Below are 12,766 nucleotides of genomic sequence, written 5' to 3' on the forward strand. Positions count from 1 at the left end.
TGGGTTAAGGCTTTGAGAATGCATCCTCGTTAAAATTGTTGGTCATATCCCTAATTAAACACCCCAAACCCCATCATCACTCCTCAACTAACAGAATTCTTACTATCTCGCTTTGACTGCATGGGCAACTTCGTAGATAATCCCGTTCTTCTTGAGTGCTGCCGTCCCCAATCGACATCGGTAGCAGGCCATAGCTTGGGTAGTGAGTAGGGATTTAGATTCCCAGTATGAGATGGAAAATCATTAGGTTGTTAATGAGAATGACCTTGATTGTACGCTGTGGCCAAACCCAGCATTAGTGCAGAGGAATGTGCTATTGCTTTAAATGAAATAGGAAAAGAGACACTATGTCACATGCAGAGTTGTATAAAGAGTTTATGTTTGAAGCGGCGCACTTTTTGCCGAACGTTCCTGAAGGCCATAAATGCGGCCGCTTGCATGGACATTCATGGTTGATTCGCTTGTACATCTACGGAGAAGTGGATGCACACACTGGTTTCGTTCAAGACTTCGGTGAAATTAAGCAAATCTTTGCCCCAATATATGACCAACTTGATCACCATTACCTGAATGAAATTCCTGGCTTGGAGAACCCAACCAGTGAAGTGTTGGCGAAATGGGTATTTGATAAATTAAAACCTTTGCTGCCTTTACTCAGCAAAGTAGAAATTAAAGAAACTTGTACAGCAGGTTGTATCTACTCTGGTCAATAACGCATTCTGACCAATCAAAGACAGTCAAGTTATCCAGATTAAAAAAGAGGTTACCGATTCGGTAACCTCTTTTCGTTGCAAGAGAGTAAAGTCAAACGACGCTATGCTCTGCTTGATACTTTACTTATCGTTAAGCTCTATTTGCTCTGATTAGACTCGATATTTGTGGTTGCCTTAATCAGTTCTTGATCATCTTTCATCACATCGTCACCGCCAAGGGTTTGATAGATGGTGGCAAGATTGACCAGCTGGTTATAGCGGTTTTCAAGTAATGAGGCTTTAGCGCTGCGCGTATTTTCTTGAGCATCCAATAGATCAGTAATACCAATTGCGCCGTTGTCATACTGACTGCGGTAAATACGTTCAGCTTCGGCGGACGCATTATATTGATCTTGCAATTTACCTTGTTGAACTTGATAGTTAATGCGTGCAGATAGGGCGTTATCCACATCTTCGAACGCTTCGTATAACGTCTTGCGATAAGTAACGATGGCAGACTGATACTTCACTTTCGCGATGTCTTTGTTGATCTGCATTTCGTTCCAACTTAAGAATGGCAGCGTCAGCTCTGCACCCAGTGTCCCAATCGGGTCACGCAGCAGGTTTTTCAGTTGACTGGATGAACCACCCAGAGCGCCTGTTAAAGAAATGCCCGGTAAGTACGAAGCATCGGTGGCATCTTCTGTAGCCAGTGCTGATTTTAGGCTAAACAGGGCGGATTTGACATCTGGGCGACGGGTCAGCAGCTCAGCAGGAATGCCTGGTTCGATATCTGGTAATGTGCCGTCGGGTAGAGCATTAATGGTTAAATCCATTTTTTGTGGCGGCTGATTGAACAAAATGGCTAACGCGTTTTGCGCCTCGACCAATTGTTGAATGTAATCGCTATTGGTTGCCTCCAATGCATACAGTGCCCGCTGCGCTTCTAAGATATTTAGCCGCGATACCGAACCATTTTTGTACTGGCTTTGCGTCATATTCAGCGTTTCACGGGCATCTTTGATGTCGCTTTCACTCAACGCAATGCGCTGGGTGAGATAGCCAACTTGCCAATAAAGCTGCGCGGTGGTGGCAACCAATGTTTGTGCAGTCGATTCAAGATCTTGTTTGCTGGCAAGGGCAGACCACTCGCTGGCATCGGCAGTACGAGACAGTTTGCCCCACAAATCCACTTCGTAACTTACCGATAAATCCGTGGAGTAACTGGTTGAACTAGTGCCATTTTTTAACGATTTGCTTTTTGATGCGCTGGTGGATGAAGAGAGTTCTGGATAGAGCTCGTTATTATCCAAACGCGCTTCCAAGCGAGCTTGACGCAGAGTTAATGCGGCAATCGCCAAGTCGTTATTGGATTTTAGCACTTGATCAACGAGTTGATTTAACTGTGGATCGTTAAACTGTTTCCACCACTGACTAGTAATGGCTTGCTTCGCTGCATATTGCCCGTGTTGCCACTGAGTAGGGTTTTGAGTTTGCGGCGTTTCAAATGGGGTGTGCTGAGCACACCCTGCGACCAACGCCACACTAAGGGCGAGGGTAGAAAGTTTCAATGTTGTCATTGTCATCTCTTGTTACTCCCGAGCCAGTGCATCGATAGGGTTAAGCTGTGCTGCGTTGCGCGCTGGTAGATAACCAAACAGCACCCCAATTAGGGTTGAGCAGACGAACGCAGAGACAATCGATGTGGTGGAGTACACCATAGTGAAGCTGCTACCACTAACAGCAATGATGATACCTACAAGGTAAGCTACGGCAATACCCAGAGCACCACCACATAAGCAAACCAAAATGGCTTCAATCAGGAATTGACGCAAAATATCCCCTTGGCGAGCGCCAACAGCCATACGCACCCCGATTTCACGGGTACGTTCGGTAACTGACACCAGCATGATGTTCATTACCCCAATGCCCCCTACAATCAGTGAAATCACCGCAATAGCAGAAATCAGCAGTGTCATGGTTTGCGTGGTTTTTTGGATATTTTGCTGGATGGTATCGGTATTTATGGTAAAGAAATCCTGTGTACCGTGGCGCATTTTCAATAAGGAAATGATCGCTTGTTCACCCGCTTCACTTGGGGTTTTTTCATCGACACGTACCGTAATACGATTTAGATAGTGTTGCCCCAACATGCGAGAACTTACGGTGGTGTAAGGTAACCAAATATTGAGTGAGTCGCTGTTACCAAATGCACTCTCTTTGGCTTTGGTAACACCGATAATTCGCACGGGTAAGTTACCAGCAAAAATGACTTTTCCAAGTGGGTTTTCATCAGGGAAAATCGATTTAAGCGTATTGTTATCGATGACAGCCTCTTGCGCGATGTCACTCACGCTTTCGTCATCCCAGAACTGGCCGTAAGCCAACTCGTAACCGCGCACGCGAAAATACTCTGGTCCAACCCCTTGTACGGTGGCGGTTACTGCTTGGCTGGAATAGCGCAGAGTAACAGAGGTACTGATATATGGTGTGACGCTATCAATAATCGACAGGTTTTTCAGAGCGGCAGCATCTTGGTCAGTGAGCGTGCGAATACGCCCTGACCGCCGGTCACCAAAGCCGGTTCCGGGCATGATATCAATGGTGTTGGTCCCCATCGATTGGATGTTCTTCAAGATCGCTTGTTGCGAACCATTTCCTAGTGCGACCACTGAAACGACCGAAGCGATACCAATGATGATTCCAAGCATGGTTAAGAAGGTGCGCAGACGGTGGTTAGACATTGCCAACAGCGCCATTTTTAACGCTTCCCAAAAACCATCAAACAGACGTTTGCTACTGGTAAGGGTATTGCGCGAGGTGTGTTGTGGCCCCTTATCCCCATTAAGCTCGATGGCGGTTTCTTTCGTGACAGTGTCACTGAGTATTTCACCGTCTTTGATCTCAATAATACGGTCCGCGTACTGAGCTACTTTTTTATCGTGGGTAACGATAATAATGGTGTGACCCACCTGATGCAGCTCTTGCAGCAGTTGCATCATTTCAGTACCGCTTTTACTGTCTAATGCCCCAGTTGGTTCGTCGGCAAGAATAACGTCGCCGCCGTTAATCAACGCACGTGCAACGGATACCCTTTGCTGTTGACCACCACTTAATTGGTTTGGTTTGTGATCCATACGATCATCCAAACCAAGGCGCTGAAGTAGGGCGCTAGCACGTTCTTGACGCGATTTTTTATCGTATCCCGCGTAAATAGCAGGAACTTCAACGTTTCCCATCGCAGTTAAATCACCCAGTAGGTGATAGCGCTGGAAAATGAAACCAAAGTATTCTCGGCGCAGACGAGCCAATTGGTCAGAATCCATTTTGGATGTGTCTTGACCATTTATGAAATATTGTCCATCACTCGGTTGATCGAGACAGCCGAGGATGTTCATTAAGGTTGATTTACCTGAGCCTGAGGCACCTACTATTGCCACCATCTCACCACGTTCAATAGTGAGGTTGACGTCATTGAGGACGATAAGCTGCTCTTCGCCGGCGGCAAAAGAGCGGTAAACGTGTCGAATATCAAGTAAAGCTTCAGACATTAAAACATCCTTGGTCCGCGCATGCGATTGGTAAAGGTGTCGCCACTTGGTACACCTAACACAACCTGATCGCCTTCTTTAAGACCTGATAAAATCTCTGCGTTTACTTTATTGTTAATGCCGACTTTAACATCACGATTAACCAGCTTGCCATTCTCTAACACGGGAACTTGGTATTGTGCTTGGCCTTTTGGTCCCGGTTGTTTTACGAGGACTTGGGCTGGAACCAGCAGGGCATCATCGGATTTTTTAAGCACGATCGAGACTTGTGCTGTCATACCGATTCTCAGTACACGGTCTGGGTTATCGACATCAAACAAACCGTAGTAGTATATGGCTTCATCATCTTCGATAGTAAGATCTTGGTCATCACCGGTCATGAGTGTTGGACCGGGTTCAATAGCACGCAATTTAGCGTGATAACGTTTGTTGGGTTGACCTAGAATCGTAAAATAGACTTCCATTCCCGGCTTAACATTGACCACATCGGCTTCAGAAATCTGTGCTTTCACTGTCATTTTATTCAGTTGGGCAAGTTCAATTATGGTAGGTGTAGATTGATTGGAGTTAACGGTTTGGCCTTCGGATACGGCAGTATAAACCACCGTACCATCGATAGGTGCAGAAATGGTGGTATAACCCAAATCCACTTTAGCCGTATCTACGCTGATAACTGCTTGGTCTATTTCCGCTTTCAGCTCTTCTGCTTCGGCTTGATAGACTGCTAAGTTTGCTTCCGCTGTTTCATAATCAGAACGGGAACTGGCGTTGTCTTTTAACATCGCGTTTTGGCGGTTGAATTCTGCTTGCGCTTGACGAATTTGTGCTTCTTTAGCACGACGTTGCGCTCTTAAGCTGGTTAAAGAGGCTTGTGCTTCTTTTAAACTGTTTTGTTGGGTTAGGCTATCGATTTGAGCGACCAGTTGGCCCTTTTTAATTTCATCACCCAAGTTAACAGCAAGGTTTTGAATTTGACCAGAGACTTGAGCACCAACCTCTACTAACTTAGAGGCTTGTAAAATACCTGTCGCGACGACAGTGTCTTCAATACTGTGGCGGGTAACAGGTTGAGTGGCGTATTGTGGTGCTTCTTCTTTAGGTGAGAAATAGTAAGTAGCACCGCCACCTAACGCCAAAACGATGGCGGCAATGACGAGATTTTTAGGTTTTAACATGTTAGGCATCGGGTTAATTATCTAAATGCAAATTGATCGCATCATTTATAAAACGAATAGCGTAAGAAACAAACCTTTATCGGCGTAAAACTTGGTAAATCGCACGGAAACAAAATAAAAAAAGCCTGAAATCAGCGATTTCAGGCTTCTATTTGTTCATTTAGTGAATGATTAACAAATCACTTTTACGGCCAAACCACCTTGTGAGGTTTCGCGGTATTTGGCGTTCATGTCTTTACCAGTTTCGAACATGGTTTCGATCACTTTATCGAGTGACACGCGCGGCGCCGATGAGCGACGCATTGCCATACGAGTCGAGTTGATGGCTTTTACTGCTGCGATACCGTTACGTTCGATGCAAGGCACTTGAACTTGTCCTGCGACAGGGTCGCACGTTAAGCCAAGGTTGTGTTCCATCGCAATTTCTGCGGCCATACACACTTGCTCTGGGCTTCCGCCAAGCAGTTCGGCAAGACCAGCTGCGGCCATTGAACAGGCAACGCCTACTTCGCCCTGACAGCCTACCTCAGCTCCAGAGATCGACGCGTTTTGTTTGTACAAACCACCCACTGCGCCAGAAGCAGCAAAGTAACGAATATAGTCTTTCTCAGTAACGGTTTGGATAAACTTATCGTAGTAAGCTAATACCGCAGGAATGATGCCGCAAGCACCGTTGGTTGGTGCGGTAACAACTCGACCACCGGCAGCGTTTTCTTCGTTCACCGCGAACGCATACATATTTACCCAGTCAACCACCGCCATAGGATCGTTAGTTAACTTTTCAGAGGTAAGCAGTTGTTGGCGTAGTGCAGCAGCGCGACGAGGCACGCGTAGTGGACCAGGCAAAATACCCTCGGTACTCATGCCGCGTTCCATACAGTCGCTCATGGTTTTCCATACTGCAGCGAAGTAGTCTTTTACTTCTTGGTCGTTATGAATCGCCTTTTCATTACGCATCACAAGGGTACTAATAGACAAACCGTTTTCATGACATTGGTTGACTAGCTCTTCCGCACTACTGAACGGGTGTGGTAGCTGTACATCGGTTTCTAAAGACTGCCCAAAGTGCTCTTCGTCAACGATAAACCCGCCACCGATACTGTAATAGGTTTTTGAATAGACAACTTCGTCGCCTTGCCAAGCGTGGATTTGCATGCCGTTTTCATGTAGTGATAGGTTAGATTTATGGAAATTCATCCCACCTTCACGCGGAAAATCAACAACATGATTGTAAGTGCCAATCGCTAAACGTTCGGTTTGCTCAACGTTTGCAATAAAGCTTGGAATGGCATCGATATCAACCGATTCTGGCGTATTACCCGCCAAACCCATAATGATAGCGATATCCGTGTGGTGACCTTTCCCTGTCAGTGATAGCGATCCGTATACATCAACGGTGAATTTCTCCACTTGATGTAATTTTCCTTGAACATGCAGATCATCAATAAATTGTTTGCCAGCCTTCATCGGCCCCACGGTGTGAGAGCTAGAAGGACCAACACCAATTTTATAGATATCAAAGACACTGATCATGCTGATTACCTCAAAAATAAGCCTCCCTCATCGCATGCTAAGGGAGGCTTTGCATCATTTCCAGAGTCAATAATAGACTCGGTAATTCATTGATAATTAAAACGCGCCGTAGATTACCGAAGTAATGGCGGCAACACCACAAATAACTGTGAAAATTTGTACTGGCAGTGAAGTACGAAGCGTTTTCATCGATGGTACTTTCTGCATAGCGAAGACTGGCAGAAGGAACAAAATGGCTGCAATCATTGGTGCACCCATGGTTTCAATCATGCCTAAAATGCTTGGGTTGATGATAGCAACAATCCAAGTGGTAAGCACGATAAAACCGAGCGACAGTTTTTCAATACGTTTTACTGGTGTCGCTGAACGAGATTTCACTAAACCAACCAAACCTTCGTGAGCACCAAGGAAGTGACCAAAGTAGCTTGAAGTGATGGCTGCGAACGCCACGATAGGACCTAAGTACGAGATGATTGGTGATTCATAAGTGTTTGCCAAGTAAGACAATACGCTGATGTTCTGCTCTTTCGCGATCGCCAATTGTTCTGGTGATAGTGATAGCACGACTGAGAACACAAAGAACATGACGAAAGCCATCAGCAATAGTGCAGCACCACCTGTGATTCTGTCGGTCTTTTCTGAGGCTTTGTCACCGTAGATACGACGTTGCTCTTTTGCAAATTGGCTGATAATTGGGCTGTGGTTAAATGAGAATACGATGATTGGCAGTGCTAACCAAATAACAGAAGGCATATTACCCCAATCTGGTGCGACTTCCATCATTGAAGTATTCCATGAAGGAATCAAGAACACAGAAAGCGCAAAAAGAATAAACACCAAAGGATACACCATGGCTGAAGTGGCTTTGAGCATCAGCTCTTTACCCAAAACAACGCCCATGGTCATAACCATGATCAAACAGCCAGAAAGTAACCAACGTGGAATAGATTCCATACCTACTTGGTTTACTAGGAACGAGTCAACCGTATTAGTGATACCGACACCGTAAATGAGAACGATAGGGTAAATGGCGAAAAAGTATGCAAAAGTAATAAGGTTCGCGCCCGCTTTACCAAAGTGTTCTTCAACCGTATCGGTAATATCTGCTTGTGGGTTTTTCGCTGACAATACGAAACGGGCAAGACTCTTGTGAGCAAGCCAAGTCATAGGGGCTGCAATCAGTGCAAGAATAACTAATGGCCAAAAACCACCAGCGCCCGCTTTAATTGGTAGAAACAGCACGCCAGCGCCGACTGCGGTACCGAATAAAGAAAGTGACCATACAAAATCTTGATAATTCCATTTTTTAGAATATTGTACGGTTGAACTACTACTTGATGTTACATTCATGTTGTATTTGCTCTTAATTGAAACAGGAAATTTTAAGCGGGCGCATTTTGCTAGAATTCTTGGCTGTAAAAGGCGATCTAAATCATATTTACGGTTGGGGTTGTCATTGGATGTGTAAAAATCTGAGTCATGTCACGAAAGAGCTGTGCTACAGATGAGTTTTGTTGATGCTTTTTGTTCAATTTATTTACTTTTACGCAAACGTTTGCTTTTGCGTAATGATAAAGCAGTAGTGAAGGTTAATGCAAGTAGTGGTAAGGGTTGAGTTAAATGTTGTTTTTATGTTAACCGATTTGCCTTTGGTGATATTCGTGAGGAAGAAAAATTTGATTTTGTAAGGCTTGAACGATCTGAGCGGTCATACCCCAAATAAGATGATGTTGATAGGTTAGGCCAAAAATGCGGTGCTTATGATGGCCAATAGTAAACATCTGACTAATGAGTTGGTTTTTATCTAATAAGACATGGGCCGGGACTTCAAATACTTCGGCGACTTCATTCGGATCGGTTTGAATTTGATAACTAGGGGGAACGAACCCTACAACTGGTGTTACTTCAAACTGACTAACCGTTGCCAGTGAAGGTAACTGCCCAACAATGTGGATATCATTAGGATTTAGCCCTATCTCTTCTTGTGCTTCTCTCAATGCCGTATTAACGAGTGACGTGTCGTAGTGCTCATATTTTCCACCAGGGAAACTCACTTGCCCCGGATGGTGTTTTAAATGTTCAGCCCGTTTAGTCAAAATCACATTCAAACCTCGCGGACGTTCGACCAAGCCAATTAACACGGATGCTTGACGCAGTGAATCCTGTTTGAGATGAGCCACTCTTGCGCGGGTTTCTGGGTGATATTGTCCCGGTGTGGTCAGCAAAAACTGTTTTAAGAAATCGTTACGGGTTAAGGGGGTCACAATGGCTCCTTTATTGAACATTATTATTGGAAGCGTTGGTGTGTTCTTTAACAATTGCAGTGCCATTGCAGAATCACCTAATTCAGAAAGATGGCTGCAAAAAGTACGGCGCTGGGGTGACAGAACAATGGATTCACTATGACACGGAGTTAAATAAGACGCAATGCGACTAATGGAGCATTAAAATGCGTATAACCTTAGGATTAAGGCCGAGAGGTTAGGTTGGCTAGCGCCGATGTTTTACGAGCAAAAGGTTTACGGGAAATATGGAATGTCAGAAATAGCATCGTCCCCTTACACACCTGCGAGGTAGCTCACAGAGGTAGGTAAGGGGAGAGAATAAGCGGCTATTTAACGATGAAGGGAGCGCCAAGTACCGGCAAAATACGGGACAATTTGTCCAAAGCTTCTTGATATTCATCTTCGGCTTGACTGTCGGCTACCAAGCCGCCACCCGCCCAAACATAGAGTTGCTGGTTGCAGGCAATTAGGGTGCGAATGGTGATACTGGTATCCATCCGACCGTGGCGACTTAAATAACCAATTGAGCCACAATACACACTGCGACGATGCGGTTCGAGTTCTTCAATGATTTCCATGGCGCGAATTTTCGGTGCCCCCGTAATTGACCCTCCGGGAAAGGCAGCTCGCAACATTTCGATCTGACTGTATTGTGGATCGAGTTGTGCTTCTATCGTGGACACCAAGTGATGTACCGCTGGGAAGGACTCGATATCAAACAGTTTCGGCACTTTGACCGTGCCTGGTTTGGCAACACGGCCTACATCGTTACGCAGCAAATCAACAATCATCAAGTTTTCTGCTTGATCTTTTTCTGCATTGGCTAGCTCTTGTGCAAGTTCTGTGTCTCGAACCGGGTCTGCGCTACGCGGACGGGTACCTTTAATCGGTTTCGTTTCAATTTTATCGCCATTCACTTGCAGAAAACGTTCTGGTGAGACGCTTAAAATCGCCCCTTGCTCAAGGCGAATAAAACCTGAAAATGGAGCGCCGTTAGCCTGTTCTAGCAAATTGTACGCTTGCCATTCACTGCCGCTGTATGTGGCATTAAAACGCTGGGTTAAGTTGATCTGGTAACAGTCTCCCGAGCGCAAGTACTCTTGCACTTGGGCAAACTTTTCGCAATATTGAGCCTTAGTCATATTCGATTGCCAAGGTTCAACAGAGAAATCGGTTTCTTTAGAAGCGGTTTGCTGCTCAAGCCACTGCCACGCTTGTTCGATGTTTTGTCCAATCAAACTCGCTTGCTCAGTTTGGTGATCGACTACGACAGCCCATTCATACAGTCCTACCGCCATGTCAGGCAGAGGAATGTCTTGCTTGGCAAGCTCAGGCAAGGCTTCTACATAACGCCCTAAGTCATAAGCAAAGTAACCGAGCGCCCCACCTACGAAAGGGACGTCCAGCTCAGAGTCGATGTCAGGTAAATAACGCTGCTGGTAATGCGCTAATAAGGCAAAAGGATCTTCTGTGGTAATACGCTGATCATCTGGGGTAATGACAGTGGTTTGTCCAGCAAATGTCGTTAGTGTGACCAATGGCTTAGCGACTAGCACGTCAAATCGGCTATCTTTGTGATGCATTGAGGCTGACTTAAGAAGCATCGCCCAAGGTAGAAGCTGAATCCGGCTAAAGAGTTCAGAAGCAAACTGTGACCGATATTCCAGCGGTTTGGTTGTTATTTGTTGAGTATCTGGATGAATCATGCGCTTTAATTGATATATAACAAGGAAAACAGTGGATTACATAGCGTATTCAATAATCCAAGAGTATCATAAACACATAGTATAAACCGCTATTGAGTGATGCTGTTAGCATTGGTTGTGTTCCTTTGTTAACCAGCTTTCAGCGTAGGCAGCGGTTTATGGAAGCATACGATAATAATGAGGCATGCAATGACGGTAATACGCAAACAGGATGTGATCAGCAGTGTCGCTGATGCGCTCCAATACATCTCTTACTACCATCCATTAGACTTCGTGAAAGCGCTAGAAAAAGCCTACAATCATGAAGAAAACCCAGCAGCAAAAGACGCGATTGCACAGATCCTGATCAACTCACGCATGTCTGCTGAGGGTCACCGTCCGTTGTGTCAAGACACGGGCATCGTAACATGTTTCGTTGACATCGGTATGGATGTTCAATGGGATGCAACCGACATGACAGTCCAACAAATGGTGGATGAAGGTGTTCGTCAAGCGTATGCGAACCCAGATAACCCTCTACGTAAATCTGTACTGGCTGATCCAGCGGGTAAACGTATCAACACCAAAGATAACGCCCCTGCTGTTGTGCATATCAGCATGGTACCTGGTAACAAAGTGGATATTCGTATCGCGGCTAAAGGCGGCGGTAGTGAAAACAAAACTAAGATGGTGATGTTAAACCCATCTGACGACATCGCGGCTTGGGTTGAAAAAACCGTTCCGCTAATGGGGGCAGGTTGGTGTCCACCAGGCATGCTAGGTATTGGTATTGGTGGTACTGCAGAAAAAGCAGCGGTACTGGCGAAAGAAGCCCTAATGGAACACATCGATATTCAAGATCTGATTGAACGTGGTCCACAAAACGCTGAAGAAGAACTTCGTCTTGATATCTTCAAGCGCGTAAACAAATTGGGTATTGGTGCGCAAGGTCTTGGCGGTCTAACCACCGTTGTTGACGTGAAAATCAAAACGGCACCAACTCACGCCGCGTCTAAACCAGTTTGTATGATTCCAAACTGTGCAGCGACTCGTCACGTGCACTTCACTCTTGACGGTACAGGTCCTGCTGAGCTGACTCCACCTAAATTGGAAGATTGGCCAGAAATTACGCGCGAAGCGAATGAAAACACTCGTCGTGTAAACCTAGATACAGTAACCAAAGAAGAAGTACAAACATGGCGTACTGGCGAAACTATCTTGTTAAGCGGTAAGATTCTAACTGGTCGTGATGCAGCGCATAAACGTATCCAAGGCATGTTAGCAAACGGTGAAGGTTTACCTGAAGGCGTGGATCTAAAAGGTAAATTTATTTACTACGTCGGCCCTGTTGATGCAGTACGTGATGAAGTAGTAGGTCCTGCTGGCCCAACAACCTCAACTCGTATGGATAAATTCACTGACATGATGCTCGATGAAGTGGGCGTGATGGGGATGATTGGTAAATCTGAGCGCGGTGATGCAACGGTTGAATCGATCAAAAACCACAAAGCGGTTTATCTGATGGCTGTTGGCGGTGCTGCATACTTAGTTGCGAAAGCAATTAAGAAAGCACGCGTTGTTGCGTTTGAAGACCTAGGTATGGAAGCGATTTACGAATTTGAAGTCGAAGATATGCCTGTAACCGTTGCGGTTGACTCAACGGGTGCGAACGCGCACAAAATTGGTCCAGACACTTGGCGCGTAAAAATCCAAGAAGCGGAAAACCAAAACGCTTAATAAAAAGTCTTGGCAAATAAATGACATAAGCGCAGCGAAAGCTGCGCTTTTTGTTTGTATACTGATAGAAATTCTTCTTGCTTTTACTAGAGCAAAGATATGTCCGAT

Annotated in this window: 9 protein-coding genes; 2 read left to right on the forward strand and 7 right to left on the reverse strand. The window is 45.4% G+C overall.

Features of this window, described 5'->3' with window-relative positions; genetic code table 11:
• The first annotated feature begins 347 nt into the window (after window positions 1-347).
• Window positions 348-713 carry a 6-carboxytetrahydropterin synthase QueD gene (queD, locus tag JCM16456_RS07250; RefSeq protein WP_068713576.1) on the forward strand — a complete coding sequence of 122 codons (366 nt, stop codon included), beginning with the start codon at window positions 348-350 and terminating at the stop codon, window positions 711-713.
• Between the two features lie 137 nt (window positions 714-850).
• Here queD and JCM16456_RS07255 read toward each other — a convergent pair whose 3' ends face one another.
• From JCM16456_RS07255 to pabB, 7 genes are all read right to left on the reverse strand, one after another.
• A complete protein-coding gene (locus JCM16456_RS07255; RefSeq protein ID WP_068713577.1) occupies window positions 851-2,272 on the reverse strand; it encodes an efflux transporter outer membrane subunit in 1,422 nt (473 codons plus the stop codon).
• Between the two features lie 12 nt (window positions 2,273-2,284).
• Window positions 2,285-4,243 (reverse strand): MacB family efflux pump subunit, encoded by a 1,959-nt coding sequence (locus tag JCM16456_RS07260; RefSeq protein WP_068713578.1) that lies wholly within the window; start codon window positions 4,241-4,243, stop codon window positions 2,285-2,287.
• Window positions 4,243-5,418, reverse strand: a complete 1,176-nt coding sequence (locus JCM16456_RS07265) for an efflux RND transporter periplasmic adaptor subunit (RefSeq protein ID WP_197655216.1) — start codon at window positions 5,416-5,418, stop codon at window positions 4,243-4,245. The genes JCM16456_RS07260 and JCM16456_RS07265 overlap by 1 nt, the downstream gene beginning before the upstream one ends.
• Window positions 5,419-5,589: 171 nt before the next feature.
• Window positions 5,590-6,951 (reverse strand): L-serine ammonia-lyase, encoded by a 1,362-nt coding sequence (locus JCM16456_RS07270; RefSeq protein ID WP_068713580.1) that lies wholly within the window; start codon window positions 6,949-6,951, stop codon window positions 5,590-5,592.
• Between the two features lie 96 nt (window positions 6,952-7,047).
• Window positions 7,048-8,301: an aromatic amino acid transport family protein gene (locus JCM16456_RS07275; protein ID WP_068713581.1), complete on the reverse strand. Its 1,254-nt coding sequence runs from the start codon at window positions 8,299-8,301 to the stop codon at window positions 7,048-7,050.
• A 284-nt stretch (window positions 8,302-8,585) separates the two neighbouring features.
• A complete protein-coding gene (locus JCM16456_RS07280) occupies window positions 8,586-9,236 on the reverse strand; it encodes a CoA pyrophosphatase (RefSeq protein WP_068715960.1) in 651 nt (216 codons plus the stop codon).
• A 326-nt stretch (window positions 9,237-9,562) separates the two neighbouring features.
• Window positions 9,563-10,942: an aminodeoxychorismate synthase component 1 gene (pabB, locus tag JCM16456_RS07285; protein WP_068713582.1), complete on the reverse strand. Its 1,380-nt coding sequence runs from the start codon at window positions 10,940-10,942 to the stop codon at window positions 9,563-9,565.
• Window positions 10,943-11,131: 189 nt separating this feature from the next.
• On the opposite strand from pabB, the gene JCM16456_RS07290 reads away from it, so the two are divergent.
• Complete coding sequence (locus JCM16456_RS07290; RefSeq protein ID WP_068713583.1) at window positions 11,132-12,658, forward strand: fumarate hydratase; 1,527 nt, start codon at window positions 11,132-11,134, stop codon at window positions 12,656-12,658.
• Window positions 12,659-12,766: the final 108 nt, after the last annotated feature.

This window comes from Vibrio tritonius, assembly GCF_001547935.1.
Classification (GTDB): Bacteria; Pseudomonadota; Gammaproteobacteria; order Enterobacterales; family Vibrionaceae; genus Vibrio; species Vibrio tritonius.